This window comes from Bacillus solitudinis (assembly GCF_002797395.1).
Classification (GTDB): domain Bacteria; phylum Bacillota; class Bacilli; order Bacillales; family Bacillaceae_D; genus Halalkalibacter_A; species Halalkalibacter_A solitudinis.
This window is the reverse complement of sequence record NZ_KZ454943.1, coordinates 3330266-3345958: the sequence shown is the minus strand read 5'-3', so window position 1 is coordinate 3345958 and position 15693 is coordinate 3330266. Positions and strand designations below refer to the sequence as shown.

16 protein-coding genes and 2 riboswitches are annotated in these 15693 nt (G+C 38.8%); of the genes, 8 read left to right on the top strand and 8 right to left on the bottom strand.

The window, feature by feature from the left end:
- The first annotated feature begins 31 nt into the window (after positions 1-31).
- Complete coding sequence (locus CEF19_RS16415; protein WP_157800984.1) at positions 32-598, top strand: MSMEG_1061 family FMN-dependent PPOX-type flavoprotein; 567 nt, start codon at positions 32-34, stop codon at positions 596-598.
- A 227-nt stretch (positions 599-825) separates the two neighbouring features.
- On the opposite strand, the gene CEF19_RS16410 is transcribed toward CEF19_RS16415, so the two are convergent.
- From CEF19_RS16410 to CEF19_RS16395, 4 genes are read right to left on the bottom strand one after another with little or no spacing between them, the layout of a single operon-like run.
- A complete protein-coding gene (locus CEF19_RS16410; RefSeq protein ID WP_100407047.1) occupies positions 826-1347 on the bottom strand; it encodes a 1,2-dihydroxy-3-keto-5-methylthiopentene dioxygenase in 522 nt (173 codons plus the stop codon).
- Between the two features lie 13 nt (positions 1348-1360).
- Positions 1361-1972, bottom strand: coding sequence for a methylthioribulose 1-phosphate dehydratase (locus CEF19_RS16405; protein ID WP_100407046.1), 612 nt, complete (start codon positions 1970-1972; stop codon positions 1361-1363).
- The gene (locus CEF19_RS16400) at positions 1969-2634 is read right to left on the bottom strand and encodes a 2-hydroxy-3-keto-5-methylthiopentenyl-1-phosphate phosphatase (RefSeq protein ID WP_100407045.1); all 666 of its coding nucleotides are present in this window, start codon (positions 2632-2634) and stop codon (positions 1969-1971) included. Before CEF19_RS16400 ends, CEF19_RS16405 begins: the two co-directional genes overlap by 4 nt.
- Positions 2631-3866, bottom strand: a complete 1236-nt coding sequence (locus CEF19_RS16395) for a 2,3-diketo-5-methylthiopentyl-1-phosphate enolase (RefSeq protein ID WP_100407044.1) — start codon at positions 3864-3866, stop codon at positions 2631-2633. Before CEF19_RS16395 ends, CEF19_RS16400 begins: the two co-directional genes overlap by 4 nt.
- A gap of 388 nt (positions 3867-4254) precedes the next feature.
- Positions 4255-4385, top strand: a riboswitch (SAM riboswitch).
- Positions 4386-4461: 76 nt separating this feature from the next.
- Here CEF19_RS16395 and mtnK point away from each other — a divergent pair.
- The gene (gene mtnK / locus CEF19_RS16390; RefSeq protein WP_100407043.1) at positions 4462-5676 is read left to right on the top strand and encodes an S-methyl-5-thioribose kinase; all 1215 of its coding nucleotides are present in this window, start codon (positions 4462-4464) and stop codon (positions 5674-5676) included.
- On the top strand, positions 5673-6731 hold the full coding sequence (gene mtnA / locus CEF19_RS16385) for an S-methyl-5-thioribose-1-phosphate isomerase (protein WP_100407042.1): 1059 nt from the start codon (positions 5673-5675) through the stop codon (positions 6729-6731). Before mtnK ends, mtnA begins: the two co-directional genes overlap by 4 nt.
- An 82-nt stretch (positions 6732-6813) precedes the next feature.
- Here the strand turns inward: mtnA and CEF19_RS16380 are convergent, their stop codons facing one another.
- A complete protein-coding gene (locus tag CEF19_RS16380; protein ID WP_100407041.1) occupies positions 6814-7764 on the bottom strand; it encodes a CobW family GTP-binding protein in 951 nt (316 codons plus the stop codon).
- Positions 7765-8126: 362 nt separating this feature from the next.
- Positions 8127-8675 (bottom strand): DUF2179 domain-containing protein, encoded by a 549-nt coding sequence (locus CEF19_RS16375; protein WP_100407040.1) that lies wholly within the window; start codon positions 8673-8675, stop codon positions 8127-8129.
- A gap of 208 nt (positions 8676-8883) precedes the next feature.
- Between CEF19_RS16375 and CEF19_RS16370 the strand changes: the two genes are divergently transcribed.
- Both CEF19_RS16370 and CEF19_RS16365 read left to right on the top strand, forming a co-directional pair.
- Positions 8884-9912: a permease gene (locus CEF19_RS16370; protein WP_100407039.1), complete on the top strand. Its 1029-nt coding sequence runs from the start codon at positions 8884-8886 to the stop codon at positions 9910-9912.
- A 110-nt stretch (positions 9913-10022) separates the two neighbouring features.
- The gene (locus CEF19_RS16365) at positions 10023-10982 is read left to right on the top strand and encodes a TIGR03943 family putative permease subunit (protein WP_100407038.1); all 960 of its coding nucleotides are present in this window, start codon (positions 10023-10025) and stop codon (positions 10980-10982) included.
- A gap of 147 nt (positions 10983-11129) precedes the next feature.
- Here the strand turns inward: CEF19_RS16365 and CEF19_RS16360 are convergent, their stop codons facing one another.
- Both CEF19_RS16360 and CEF19_RS16355 read right to left on the bottom strand, forming a co-directional pair.
- Entirely contained in the window at positions 11130-12068 is a 939-nt protein-coding gene (locus CEF19_RS16360; RefSeq protein ID WP_100407037.1) for an aminoimidazole riboside kinase, read from the bottom strand.
- A 113-nt stretch (positions 12069-12181) separates the two neighbouring features.
- Complete coding sequence (locus CEF19_RS16355) at positions 12182-12703, bottom strand: PTS sugar transporter subunit IIA (RefSeq protein WP_100407036.1); 522 nt, start codon at positions 12701-12703, stop codon at positions 12182-12184.
- Between the two features lie 320 nt (positions 12704-13023).
- On the opposite strand from CEF19_RS16355, the gene CEF19_RS16350 reads away from it, so the two are divergent.
- The 3 genes from CEF19_RS16350 (at position 13024) to CEF19_RS16340 (ending at position 15550) form a co-directional block, all read left to right on the top strand.
- Positions 13024-13107 (top strand): YjcZ family sporulation protein, encoded by an 84-nt coding sequence (locus tag CEF19_RS16350; RefSeq protein ID WP_100407035.1) that lies wholly within the window; start codon positions 13024-13026, stop codon positions 13105-13107.
- A gap of 110 nt (positions 13108-13217) precedes the next feature.
- Positions 13218-13319: riboswitch (purine riboswitch) on the top strand.
- Between the two features lie 102 nt (positions 13320-13421).
- Positions 13422-14015, top strand: a complete 594-nt coding sequence (locus tag CEF19_RS16345; protein WP_100407034.1) for a xanthine phosphoribosyltransferase — start codon at positions 13422-13424, stop codon at positions 14013-14015.
- Positions 14016-14032: 17 nt separating this feature from the next.
- On the top strand, positions 14033-15550 hold the full coding sequence (locus CEF19_RS16340; protein ID WP_227522013.1) for a permease family protein: 1518 nt from the start codon (positions 14033-14035) through the stop codon (positions 15548-15550).
- The last annotated feature ends 143 nt before the right edge of the window (positions 15551-15693 follow it).

Genomic DNA, 15693 nt, shown 5'->3' with positions numbered 1-15693 from the left:
TATATAACTAGATAGAGTGGAGGTGGTTCAATTGACTTCCTTTATAAACAACCAAATTCAAACAGAAGAAGAACTAAGAGACATAGTTGGGCAGAAAAACCCTTTCCTTTCTCAAAAGGTAAGAGATTTTCTCGATGAGGAATTTATCCATTTCTTATCCCTTTCACAATTTGTCGTTATCGCTACTAGTGACGATAAAGGGAATTTTGATGCATCTCCACGAGGCGACTCTCCTGGATTTGTTCATATTTATGACGAAACTCATATTATTCTTCCAGAACGAACGGGAAACCGACGAGTGGACTCTATGGTGAATCTCATCCATAACCCCGGTATCGGGTTGATTTTTTTTATTCCTGGTGTAGAGGATACGTTACGAATTAATGGGAAGGCTGTGATTACATCCGACCAAGAGCTTTTAAAACCAATGACTCAAAAAGGAAAAATCCCTTCACTCGGCGTTGTTGTAACAATTGAAGAGTGTTTTATTCACTGTTCGAAATCCTTTAAGCGGTCTAACTTTTGGAAGTCAGAAATGTTCGCTAACAATAAATTCCAACGTTTCACAACAGCATTAAAATTTAAAGGAAAGAAATAAAAAAAGCTGCGCCAGCAGTTTTTCTTATAAACAAGGAGCGGATCCACACTGTAGCTTTTAAGTTCACTACAAGTGTTCTTCTTGTAGTGAACACACAGTTCTATAAACAAGCTTTCATAATCCTTCGAAACCCCAATGAGTCATCACTTGATTTTCTTATCTTTTTAAAAAAAGGGGGTCTTAAAAGGTACAAACCCTTTAATGACACCCCTACATTTCTTAACATTCTATTCTTCCTTTTCGTATACTGGTACCCAGCCCTCTTTCGTGATAAAAATACGAATTGCCACCACTTGGCGATCCTCCATTAACGTAAAATAGTGACGATAGTATTCTGGAACAGAAATCAAATCTCCAGGCTCAAGCTCAACATCAAAGTAGCGGCCATCCTTACCCTCAATTGCAAAAATGCCATGTCCACTTACAATAAAGCGTACTTCATCATCTGTGTGGTGATGCTCTTGTACGAAGTTTTTCAATAAATCATCGAGATTTGGTGTGCTTGGCGATAGTGAGATGACATCTGCTGTTTGATAGCTACGACGTTCAGAAATATCTTTAATTTCATCCGCATACACAGATAAAATCTCCTCTTTATTCTCATCTGTTAAATTAAAATTTTCAACGAGGTGACTTGGAAGTTTATCAGTACCCCATTTTTCATAGATTACACCCTGTTCATTTAAGTATGTAATCATATCTTCTCCTACTAGTCTCTCGTTATTATCACGAAAACGTAGCTCTGCCATGTATAACTCCTCCTTAAATTGATTTTAATGTTAATTGTCGCAAATGAAATGAGCATAGGAATTCGAAAGCTTCTAAATGTTTTTTCGCCTCAAATCCATTTCTGCCCCAAACTGTAATGCCATGATTTCGAATTAAAACCCCTTTAATGTCAGGAGTAATGACTTCACCCACAGCCTTCGCAAGAGTCGGAATATCAGCGTAATTCGGGACGATTGGAAGGACAATTTCTCCATCTTCTTCCCAAATGTTGAACGCTTTAATTAACTCTTGATTTCGGAAAATAACCGATCCCTTATCTCCATATAAATCCGAAATAAGATTGTTGTCAAGTGTATGAACATGCAAACTGCAACCAGCATCAGTCCGCTGATAGACTTCGGTATGAAGAAGTGTCTCCGCTGATGGCTTAAGAATTGTGGTCTCAACCGGCTTCCCTTCAAGATCAACAAGCAAAAAATCATTCGCAGTTCGTTTAGTTTTATCTTTTCCACTAGCTGTCACTAAAAATGTAATCGGATCTTCACTGACCTTCATCGATAAATTCCCACTTGTTCCCGGAAACCAATCTCTAGCAGCAAGTTCATCCTTTATATCAGCAAGCTCATTCCAGCGTTCCTCTCTCATCCTTTAATACCTCGTTCCTTTAAATCGTTTATTACATCATGAAAGCTTTCAAATTCCGTATAGGCGATCGAGAGCTCTGCGCATTTTTGAATCAAAAAGTCTCGTGCATAAACCAAATCTGCCAGTTTAGAAGCTTGTAAATCTGTAATGGAATCACCAATGACAATTCGCGTATATTCTGACGCTGGAAAGCGTCTCATTACAGTTGTTTTACAACAACCGCACTCATTGTCACACTGATCGTCACATGAATTCGGCCACGTAATTTTAATCTTGGGACCATGAAAATCACTACCATTACAGTAAATATGTTCAGGATCTAGTTTAAAAGGATGTAGTAATGGCTCAACAAAAAAGTCAATGCCCCCACTCACTACATAAAAAGGAATGTTCTGCTCTTTCGCAAAATCTAGCATTTCACCAAATCCATCGCGAATTTCTGAATAATTCAATAAATATTCAACGAGTTCGTCTTTTAAATCAGTAGATAGCAATTTAAAGAGGTCACCCACTCCTTGTTGAATACTCACCTTTTGGGCAAGGATATCATCTTTAATTGGATCCCATTCAGGTGGAGCAAAACGCTTCATTAAAGCGATAATATTATCTGTCTTTGTAATTGTTCCGTCAAAATCACAGAAAATAACTGGTTGTTTGGTCATGCCTTTACATACCCCCACGTATCAAGGGCGATTTGAAGAGAAGGACTTTCCTTTGCTGTTTCTTCTAACGTCCGACCTGCTACAACACCATCAATCGCATCTCGGAAGGCTTCCCCCCCTTTTGCTGCTCCTTCAGGGTGACCATGGATGCCCCCACCTGCATTAATGACAGAGTCTATGCCAAAATCGCGAATAAGAAGCTCTGTCATTCCTGGATGAATACCTGCTGACGGGACTGGTAAGACAGGTTTAAACTGTGCATCTTCTTTGCGAAGCTCCTCTGTAATTGCTAAAGTTTCGCTCTTATCCATAGCAACACTTCCATAAGGAGAAGGGAAGAGAACAAGGTCTGCTCCTGCCATTCGCAACAATTTACCTAGTAATAATTGATTTGAGAAGCCATGCTTTGGTGACATTGTGAGCGCACCAGCAACCGCAGGGTGTGCCAGTATTGGTACATCAATTTCTTTATCGTCACGTAACGCTTGCAAGACATCAAGTCCATAGGCAAACACGTTAAACAACAGCGCAGGCGCTCCGAGTTCAATTGCTTGCTTAGCACGGTCTTTTAATTCAAACGTTTTCCCTGTTATATTTACCGCATATAATGGCTGATGCCCAGTTTCCATTGCCGCTTCAGCTATCGCCGCAAGACCGATTGGTACACGTTGCTCTAGTGGGGTCAGGTTGTTTTCAAAGAGGATTTCATCATCCTTTACAAAATCAACGCCACCAAGAGCTTGCACGAGCATTTGTTCATGTAGTGAGTCAAGCGGTCGACCGATTGCAGCTTTAAAGATACTCATCAGCAACGGACGGTCATACACGCCTGTTAATTCTCTAATACCTTCTATGCCATGCCGTGGGCCTGGAAACTGTCTTTTTAATTCCTCCGAAAAGTCTAAATCAATTAACTTAATATCACCATCTAATGAAAGTTTTCCAAACGTCGTCGTTAGAATAGCTGGTAAATCCGCACTGAAATTTTCGCTTGGATAGGATATGGAAACAAGTCCACTTTTCCCTGTTGGGTTTGCTTTTAGAAAGGCCTCGTCTGCTGGAACCTCTTTCACAGACACTACAGACCCTTTATGTGCTTGTAGTTGTTCTTTTTCAAGTTCTGGTAGGTTCGTCCATGAGCCAACAGTTAAACCAATGGCAATGCCCTCGGCTTTTTTCTCGAGTTGGCCTTTTGGATCTTGAAGTAAATATGTAGCGGTAACATGACTCATTACCTTTAGCCTCCTTTAGCTTAACGCATTTGCTGTTTTAATATTATGTATCTCTCTTTGGGTACCACCGTTGTAGTTGGCAACATAAGGAACGTCTCGTTGCAAGGGAGAAGGGGCAAGATAAAACCTGGTTGTCAGGCTTCTAAGGCCTCTTCCTTTCACCAACCTTGAAAGAGTTTCTTACTTAAATTCTTGTTCCCTCTCATGCCAGTCCCGTCTCTACGGTTAAACACCGTAGTACTTATTATAAAGGAAGAAGAACACGAATCAAATAATCAAATGAATAATTTAATAAAACGACACAACCAGACATTTTCAGCAAATAATAGTTGACGGAAGAGCATTCTTCCTATATAGTTTTTTTCGAGTCCAGATCAACAAAATATGTCTCTTATCAAGAGTAGGCTGAGGGATTTGGCCCCATGACGCCCAGCAACCGACCTTAAATCACTTAAACTATTTGTTTTCTCGTAATGGCACGGTGCTACTTCCAACAGACGTTAGTCTGGCAGATAAGAGTGGCGAAGCTTAACCACTCCACCTCTTTCCTGCTGCGAAAGAGGTTTCTTATATTTTCTTGGGAGGTTTAACAATAATGAGTTCAACATTAACTGAATATAAAGAACTAACTCTTGAAACAGCAGAAGCTTATTTAAAGACACTCGGTTTATTTGATGAATATGCTATACTTCAGACAAAGGAAATCGGTGATGGTAACTTAAATTACGTCTTTCATGTTCAAAACCCAAAAGACGGAGTATCCTATATTATTAAACAAGCCCTACCTTATGCAAAAGTTGTTGGCGAGAGCTGGCCTTTAACACTTGACCGTGCACGTATTGAAGCAGAAGCTCTTAAGTTAGCCGCGGAGTTTGTACCAACTCTTGTCCCTAAGGTATTTCACATTGATCGTCGTATGGCGATAACAGTTATGGAAGACTTATCAAGTTTTGTCATATTGCGAAAAGGATTAATTGAAGGCCAAGTGTATCCAAATCTTGCAGCTGACATTGGTACATACATGGCTCACACCCTCTTCTTCACTTCGACTTTTGGTTATAATCAACAAGATGCTAAAAGGCTCGCTATCAATTATTCAAATCCTGAGCTTTGCAAAATAACAGAGGATTTAGTATTTACAGATCCATATTTTGACCATGAGACAAATAATTTTTCAGAGAACCTTCGTCCTACGGTTGAGAAACTTTGGACCGACGTTGAATTAAAGCGAGAAGTTGCCAAGTTAAAGCATGCTTTCCTAACAAAATCAGAAGCATTGATTCATGGAGACTTGCATACTGGTAGTATCTTTGTGACAAAAACAGAAACGAAAGTTATCGACCCTGAATTTGCATTCTATGGTCCGTTCGGCTTCGATATCGGGGCATTTATCGCTAACATTTTACTAAATAATGTCGCTCAAATTGGACACATTGAAGATAACACGAAACGAACAAGCTATGAGGAATACTTATTTTCTGTTATTCATGATATTTGGGGAACTTTCGAAAGTGAATTTAAAGCTTTATGGGAGAACCATTCAGTGGAGGTGTTTACATCGCTTCCTGGTTACGTAGATGATGTGTTAGCAGGGATTTGGGAAGATGCACTTGGCTTTGCTGGGTGTAAAATGATTCGTCGTATCATTGGCCTTGCACATGTTGCAGACATTGACAGCATACAATCTACTACAACTCGTTTAATCGCTCAGCAAACAGCAATTAAATTAGGACGGATCCTTATTCTGCAACGTAAAAATATGAAAACAACCGGTGATTTAGTCAAAGCCGTGAAGGAGGTTTTATCATGAGTTTATCTCCAATCGAATGGAAGGATGACCATGTTGTCATTCTTGATCAACAAAAGTTACCACATGAAACACTCTTTGAAAAACTAACAACGATTGAACAAGTATGGGATGCGATTACGTATTTAAAAGTTCGCGGAGCTCCTGCTATTGGGATTGTCGCGGCATATGGTCTTGTTCTTTGGGCACGTGCCAAACAGTCGAATACACTTGAGTTGTTTCTTGATGAGTTCCATAAACAACGAGACTATTTAGCTAGCAGCCGTCCTACAGCCGTTAATTTATTTTGGGCCATTGACCGCATGGTTCGTAAAGTTAATACGGCAAAATCTGTCGTCGAAGCAAAAACATTTGCATTACAAGAAGCGCTAGATATTCAAGCAGAAGATGAAGAAACATGTAGAAAAATCGGTGAGTTTGGTTATGAATTATTTGAAGATGGAGATACCCTTTTGACAATATGTAACGCGGGTGGAATTGCAACGGCTCGCTACGGTACAGCATTGGCTCCTTTTTATATTGCCAATGAAAAAGGGACAACGCTAAATGCGTTTGCTTGTGAGACACGCCCCGTGCTCCAAGGATCCCGTCTAACCGCTTGGGAATTACAGCAAATCGGTACGGATGTCACGTTAATTACTGACAATATGGCTGCACACGTCTTAAAAACAAAACACATCGCAGCTGTTATAGTTGGCGCAGATCGTATTGCAGCAAACGGAGACTCAGCAAATAAAATTGGCACATACGGTTTAGCATTACTTGCTAAAGCGCATGATGTCCCTTTCTATGTTGCTGCGCCATACTCAACGATTGATACTGATACAAAATCAGGAGATGATATTCCAATCGAGGAAAGAGCTGCTGAAGAAATTACTCATCTTTCAGGAAAAGCCATAGCGCCCGAAGGAACAAAAGTGTTTAATCCAGCATTTGATGTGACACCTCATGAATTCATTACGGGCATTATTACCGAACATGGTGTCATTAAAGGGAATTATCTTGAACAACTAACACACGGTGCAAAATTGAAAGAAAAGGTAACGGCTGAAGTATAAACCTTTGGTATATACCTCTAAAAAGGGAAAGACAAAAGCATATTGCTTGTCTTTCCCTTTTTTTGTTCCACGTAAACGTTGCTCATTTCGCCCTGAATGAAGAAAACTCCTTTAAAAACCCTGCCTTTAACCTCTCTTCCTGAAGTTCTGTACCGATTAGTATCACGCAATGCTCCCCTTTATCTACTGGCGTCACCTCTAGGCGTTTCGAAGCGTATTGAAAGGAGAAAAGTTGATTTGACCCTTCTAGTTGAATGAATCCTTTTGCTCGTAATAGCCTGTCCCCTTGTTGCTGAAGCCATGCTTCAAATTGTCGTTGATTAATAGCATGAAAGCCTGTTACTTTTATAGCTTGAAACGGATGATGATGGTGGTGGTGAGATTTTTCTTCACTAACATCGACATACTCCATGTTGATGCGTTTCTTAAGTAATTGGTCAAAGCTTGTTTCTCCAAACACCGTCTCAATCATCGGTGTTTGCTCCTGCTTTAATGCATCCACTTTCTTTTTCACTTTGTTAAGTTTCTGCTCATCAATCAGGTCTATTTTATTTAACAAAAGGAGGGAGCTTGAAGTGATTTGCTGCTTCAGCATGTTCCTAATCTCCTTTGAACTTGCAAAAAGGCTTTGATACTCTAAATAATGACTTGTATCAATTACACTAATCACTGACATAATTTCAACTTTATCAAACAATTCTGGATGTGTTAAAACATCAATCACCTCTGTAGGATTTGCGATGCCTGTCCCTTCAATTAACACAACGTCAACATTAGGGTTATCTTCTAAAAAGAAACGTAATTCCACCCTCATATCCTCTTGAATCGTACAACAAATACACCCATTCAGTAGTTCAAGCATTGTGTCATCCTGAAAAAGCGATTTCTCTACATTTTCCTCTCCTAACTCATTAAAAACGATGACTGACTTTTTCCCTTGTTCTTTTAAATTAGCTAGTACCTGCTTTAAAACGGTAGTCTTACCACTTCCTAAGAAACCTGAAAATAGGTATGTTGGGATTCGTTTCTCCATTATCTTTGCCCCTTCCTTTCCTAAAAGATATCATAGCTTCTTCGTTGCGACAATTAAGAATAATTACGATTTGTTTTTTACAAAAAGTTTGTAAAATGGATAAAATTCACTTAAGATTATATTTAGATATTATCTCTTTGATATAAGGAGGGGGGAAACGTGACAAAAGAAAATCAGACGAAATATGCTCTCCTTGGTCTAGAATCCCAATTTTTTTAATTAAGTGGTTTAGATAGCTATTAATGGTATGTTAATTTGTAATTTTTAAGTGAAGATTTCCAACAAAAAAAAGGTTGTGTCATAAGGCTAAAACCGCCCTTATGACACAACCTTCTTAATTTACTCCTTGTTCCTCTATTTCATTATGCATTCACCTTTTTACGTGAATATTTTTCTTTACGTTTTTTCATTGCTTTTGTAATATAGCCACCTTTAAAGTTTCTCGGTTCAAAGGAAACGATAAATGCACTTGGTTCATAGCTACTGACAATATTAATAAACTCTTGTTCCCTATCTCGTCTCGCAGTGCAGTCAAGACGATAACGTGTTGAATTCATTCCTTGAACCTCAGCGGTTGATACACTAAAACCTACCTCTCGAAGACGTTGTGTTAAGTCTTCATTCCTTTGCAAAATATTAACTTCTAATGTAACAAAACCGATTGCTAATTTTTGTTCAATGATTGTTCCTATATATAAACCTACACCAAAGCCCACAGCATAGGCAGCCATGTTTAAATAATTTGATAAGTCACTGAATACAAGCCCAAGTGCCCCAACATAAATAATCCCTTCTAATATCCCCATTGCCCCTGCTTTCTCTTTCATTCCCTTTACCATCATAATCGTTCGAAGCGTCAACACTGGGACATAGAGTAACTGAGCAACAAAAATAATTAATGCTTGAAGCATGTCAAACCACCTTCCTTCAAAATATGCAACTACGCTAGTGTAACAGGAAAAGGGACTTCTTACTAGTAGGTTTTTCGACCTGTTTTTTACCACATATTTCATTCATATAACGAATATCGCAAACAGGCATTATTAAAGGGGAAATATGATAAAATGACTAAAGAGATTAATAGTATTTAAATTTCATAGTTAGGAGAATGAAGGTGTTATGAAGGTAAATTCATATTTAAATTCCTTAGGCAAAGATTTTCTCGGATTTATCCTTTTACTTATGTTTTTAGGATTGTTTTTCACAATCGATTCTTTTAAAAATCAAGAAGCTGGATTAGCTATACCTGAAACGTGGTTAAATGTAAATACTATTTTTCTAGGGATTGTTCTAGAAGCCATTCCTTTTATTCTATTAGGGGTGTTCGTTTCAGCACTGATTCAGGTATTTGTGAAGGAGGACATGCTTCACCGCTACTTGCCAACTAATGCGTATTTGGCTTTAGTACCAGCGGCAGTACTCGGTGCTATTTTTCCGATTTGTGAGTGTGCGATTGTTCCCATTGTTCGAAGGCTAATAAAAAAGGGCATGCCTCTTCATGTCGGTGTTGTCTTCTTAGTTGCTGCGCCTATTTTAAATCCGGTCGTCGCAGCTTCTACTTACTTTGCATTTCGAACTGAATTAACCGTTCTTTATGCTCGAATGGGTCTAGCCTTCGTACTGGCTATTTTAATTGGAGCGATTTTATATATAATTTTCAAAAATTCAGATCAATTAAAATGGACAAAGAATGAAATGATTGGAAAGCAAATGGTCCTTACTGAAACAGGACCACGTAAAATGAACCGCTTGAAACAAACGTTATACCACGCTTCAGATGAATTTTTCTTAATGGGAAAGTATTTAATTCTAGGTGCATTTATTGCTTCTTTATTTCAAACATTTTTAGACCGAAGTGTACTGCTCTCAATCGGTAGTAATGAGTGGTCCTCTACGTCTGTTATGATGGCTTTTGCCTTTTTGCTCTCCCTTTGTTCTGAGGCTGACGCTTTTGTCGCTGCATCATTTGGGAATACCTTTTCTACTGGGGCTCTAATCGCATTTTTAGTCTATGGCCCAATGCTCGATTTAAAAAATACAATTATGCTTCTCGCTTTTTTTAAAACTCGATTTGTTCTTATATTTATCACTGTAGTAACAACAAGCGTTTTCTTGTCTATCATGCTCTTGCAACTATTTATTCTCTAAGTGTCTCTGTTCAAAAAGAAATTCTTTTGAACAAACTGTTTGCAATAATCGAAGCCCAGCACAAGCTTCGTAATTACCCTCTTGAATACAACCTTTAAAGGAGAGATTAGATGAACACTAAGGTGGATCTGGGATTTCATGCGTATATTCGCGGAATTATCCTGTTCGGTTTTGCTTTGTTAATGCTCGCATTTATTATTACTGGAAATATTCGTTACTATATTGCTCCAACAATGATGCCATTTATCTACTTTGCAACAGTTGTATTTCTATTTCTAGGTGTTATTCAAATTATTAGAAGTACATCAAAAGGTCAGGATGAAGAAGAGCTTTGTGACTGCGGGACAGACCATAGCATGGAAGGATCAATACTAAAGAAACTCCTGGTTTATTCTATTTTCGTTGCACCGATTGTTCTTGGCTTTGTATTACCTGACCGAGCACTAGATAGCCAAGTTGCCGCTAATCGAGGAATTCAATATGGTTCGGGGATATTGACCAAACCTACTGCGGTTGCAGAAGACCCACAGGCGAGTGACACCTCTAGAGCCGAAGCCTACTTGGAAAACCCAGAAGCTTATCTAGATGAATTAGACAAAACAACGACATCAGATGAAGATAATTTCACTGTTGAAGATTTCTATACAGAAGAAGGATTTAACACATTTTACAAGGATCTTGCGGCGGAATTACTACAAGAAGAAACGATTGTTGTTACAGAGGAAAATTACCTAGATATTATGACAGTACTCGATATTCACCTCCAAGAGTTTGTCGGGAAGCCAATCGAGATTCTTGGCTTCGTTTACCGCGAACCAGAATTTGAAGAGAATCAGTTAGTCATAGCACGCTTCGGAATGACCTGTTGTGTAGCAGATGCTTCGGTTTATGGAACAATGATTGAAACAGAAGATGCAGCTCAATTTGAAAATGACATGTGGGTTCGGGTACGAGGAACGATTGATCGGACCAAATTTAATGAATTTCATATTCCACTCATTCACCTTCGTGAATTTGAAGTTGTTGGTGAGCCTGATAATCCATACGTGTTTCCGAGCTATAATTATTAACTGAGAAAAAAAGCTTCTCTATAATTATTCTATTAGTCAGCGATTCTATAAATGAGATGGGAAAATACAAGGGCACTGAATGAGGTAATAAATTTCACCTTTTCAGTGCCCTCTAAGCGATCCTATAGTGACCCGCTTTATTCTTTTTTACACTTTTTCTTGTACCTCATCTAACGTAGGTAAAGCGTTCATTGCTCCGCGCGTCGAAGCCGCTAATGCTCCTGACACAGAAGCGAAACCTACGATTTTTTTCCAATCGTCTAAAGAAATATCGATTGGTTTCCGTCCATCCTCACTTAGCTGATATAAAAGACCAGAAACATAAGCATCACCTGCCCCTGTCGTATCAACAGTTTCTACATCTATCGCAGGGACATGAGTAATCTTACCGTGTAGACAAATATAGCTTCCTTTTGCCCCAAATGTAATAAGTAACACTGGAATTTCATAAGACTCTAGTTTCTTTAAAGCCTTTTCAACTAACGTTTCTCCTGTTAAAAATGTCATCTCTTCATCAGATATTTTCGCAAGGTCTGTCTCTTTGAGCATCGATATAATCGTATCTTTTGCTTGTGACTCTGACTCCCATAATCCTAATCTTAAATTCGGATCAAATGACACTATCAATCCATTCTTTTTCGCTAAACGAATGGCTTCTAAGGTTGCTGATTTACTTGGCTCACTAATCATTGATATGGTACCGAAGTGAAATACATTATGAGATTTAAACAATTCTTTCTCAATATTTTCCGCGGAGAGAAAACGATCCGCGCTTGGGTTTATGTAAAAACTAAAATGACGCTCGCCTGTTTCGTCTAACGTAACAAAGACAACACCAGTCCGAGCTTCCTCCGTGAGAAGCATGGAATCCACATTCACTCCGTGTCCTTTTAAAGTGTCACGCATAAATTCTCCGAGAACATCATTCCCTACTTTTCCTATAAAAGTTGAACGAGCACCCAGTTTCGCCACCGCAACAGCTACATTAGCCGGGGCACCTCCAGGACTTTTCTGATATGTGATGTTGTCTTTATCCAATGGAATGAAATCAATAAGCGCTTCTCCTAAGCTAATAATTCCTTTCATCTGTTCACCTCTTTCGATAATCAGTTAAATTGGAAGCCACTGCAAAAGGTGGGTTTTAAAGGCCGCTAAAAAAAGCCAGTTTTCACCTTTTTTCAGTGGCCTTAGTATATATCTTACTGCTTTAATTTAAGTATGAGAAGAGGTGTCTCCCCTGCAATTACTTCCCTTGCTTTTTCCTTTTCAAAACTATCCACATCATCAAAATTGGTAATAATAACTGGTGTGATTGTGCTTACGGCTTTTTCCTTTACAAGCTCTAAGTCAAAATCCACTAAAGGATCACCTGTTTTTACTTGGTCTCCTTGTTTTATATGTGCTGTAAACCCTTCTCCCTTCATATTAACAGTCTCGAGACCGATATGAATAAGTAATTCAAGTCCTCCAACCGTTTTTATACCGATAGCATGTTTCGTTGGAAATACTTGAACTATTTCACCTGATACTGGCGAAACAACGTGACCATTAGATGGTTCAACAGCAAAGCCATCACCCATCATTTTTTGAGAAAACGTCGGATCTGGTACTTCCTCAATCGCAACGAGTCTTCCACTTAAAGGAGATAAAACAATTTCTTGTTCTGGTTGTACGCTTTCTGCCTTTTTATCTTTGTCAAGTCCAAATAGTTTTTTAAACACAGCTTCATCACCTCTTAAATTTGATTAGAAAAAATAACCTAAATAAAGCGAGAATACCCACTTTATCTCACCCAATTTAGGTCATGGCTGCTTGTCTTTGTTACAATCCAACCTATATTTTCAGATAAAATAATCATAGTGTTGTGCATGACGTTGTTTAATTAAAACACTATGCTTCCTTGTTCATAGTATACCCTGTTTGTATGTGCTAAAACTCCAGATAAAAACCAAGCCCACTTTTCAACATTATTGCATTATGAATTCCTCTTTTTAGACTCTTACATACAATATAGAGACTTCACTGAAAGGAGTTGATTAATATGGGCGGATATAAAAGTGGCTTTACATTGCTGGTTGTTCTATTCATCCTACTCATTATTGTCGGTTCAGCTTACGTTTGCTAATTTAACAAACTTTATTGAGCAAAATACGAATGAATATTTTGAACATTTATATTTCGTTCGCTTTTTGCACAAAAAGGGTTCTCAATTTATGTCGAATCAACTATAATCTAAGCATACAACTAAACGTTTCTCGTATAATCGCGGAAATACGGTCCGCAAGTCTCTACCAAACTACCTTAAATAGTTTGACTACGAGTGATACTGGCATGCAGGATTACTTTTTTAAAGTATTGAAACCGAATGTCAAGGTCGCTTGTTATCGGATCTTGACATTTGGTTTTTTTACATTTTACAAACATCAGAGGAGGAGAAGAATGGATCTTCTAAAACAGGCGATTCGCGAAAAAGGAAATGTACTTTCAGAAAACGTGTTAAAGGTCGACACATTTTTAAACCATCAGATTGATACGAAGCTTATGGGAGACGTTGGTAAGGAATTTGCTCGATTATTTAAAAGTGCTGGAATTACAAAGGTGCTTACGATAGAATCTTCAGGCATTGCACCAAGCTTTATGGCAGCAACAGAACTCGATGTGCCACTTATCTTTGCCCGTAAAAAGAAATCTTTAACAATGACTGATAATGTCTACAGTAGTCAGGTGTATTCATTCACGAAACAAGAAACGAATGAAATTACCGTTTCCAAGGATTTTCTGAAAGCGGGAGATCAGGTTTTAATAATTGATGATTTTCTTGCGAACGGACAAGCTGCCTTAGGATTAATTGACATTGTCCATCAAGCGAATGCTCATGTTAGCGGACTTGGAATTGTGATCGAGAAATCATTTCAAGACGGTCGTAAGCGTTTAGAGAAATGTGGCATTAGGGTTGAGTCATTAGCACGTGTGAAATCCTTAGAGAACGGAAATGTTACGTTCGTTGACGATTTTGTATCAATTAATTTATAAAGAGAAGAGGAACTTTAATGTCTACCATTCATTATCCGCTTTATAAAAGAGAAGACACGGATGCATTTTTTGCATTATTTCAAAATAACTTAGCGAACTTTGTTGTCATTGCCGTTTCAATGCTCGGGATGGGATTTCCAGCTAGTATTGTATTTGGAAAGGTAATACCTGGTGCAGCCGTTGCTGTAATGGTTGGAAATTTATACTACGCATATATGGCAAAGCGCTTAGCTGTGAAAGAAGGAAGAACAGATGTAACGGCTCTCTCATACGGGATAAGCACACCTGTAATGTTTGTATTTTTATTTGGGATTTTAGCCCCTGCTAACGCATTAACTGGCGATCCAGAGCTTGCATGGAAAATTGCAGTTGGGGCTGCCTTTTTAAGTGGGTTAGTCGAAACTCTTGTTAGTTTAACAGGCAACTGGGTTCGTAGTCATTTACCGCGTGCAGCAATGCTAGGTGCTCTAGCTGGGGTAGCAATTACCTTCATTGCTGGAGAAATGCTTTTTAACACATTTTCACTCCCTGTAGTAGGACTGGTTTCCCTTGCGGTTATATTAGTTGGAGTCGTTGGTAAAATCACCATGCCATTCAACATTCCAGCTTCATTATTTGCTGTTCTCATTGGAACTGTTTTAGCATTTACACTCGGCTATCAATCGCACTCTGCTATTTCTGAAGGATTAGCAAATGTTGGCTTTTATCCGATTTTACCAACTCTCGCTCCATTTGAAGGTATGTCTTATTTATTCGGTACGTTAGTTGGTTTGCTTGCCGTCCTTATTCCGATTACTTTATACAATGCAATTGAAACCATGAACAATGTCGACGCCATGTCAGCAGAAGGCGATAGCTATGATGTACGCGAATGCCAAGCGGTTGATGGTGTTGGTACAATGATTGGTGCGATGTTCGGTGGCTTATTTCCAACCACTGTCTACATTGCTACAGTCGGTTCAAAACAAATGGGTGCAGGCCGAGGATATAGCATATTAAACGCTATTGTCTTTGGAATTGCGGCAATGACAGGAATTATTGCTGCGTTTTCTGCGATTATTCCACTAGCTGCCATTGCCCCTATTTTGGTCTTTGTAGGGATGTCGATGGTTGCTGCACCCTTTAATTCAACTGATAAAAAGTATTACCCTGCCGTTGCAATTGCAATGCTCCCCTATTTGGCGAATTACGTGATGACTCGATTTAATAATGCTGCGGGAGAAACAGTTGCTGGAATTTCTGAAGGAATTGTTCCATTAGGACAAGGTGCGATGTTTACGGCGATTTTACTAGGAGCGATGACGGTGGCTATTATTGACCGAAACTTCAAGCAAGCCATCACCTTTTCCTTAATAGCCTCTTTTCTTTCCTTTACCGGGTTCATGCATGCCCCAGCGTTAGCATTTAATGCCGCACCAGACTTTACGCTTGGCTATGTGCTCGTTACGGTATTCTTTGCCTATTGTTTCCTCACACATGATGCACGTGGCAAAAAAACAAACAAGACCCCTTCTATACAGAAAGCTGCTTCTTGAAAAATTTGAAGAGGATGACAAAAAGGTTCACTACCTTCTGTCTTCCTCTTTTTATTTTTTAAAAATAAATTAAGTCAATCTTCATGGATGGTTTTCCTACTTCTGTTAAACTTAAAGAAATGTGGTTAGGAAGGGAGTCTACT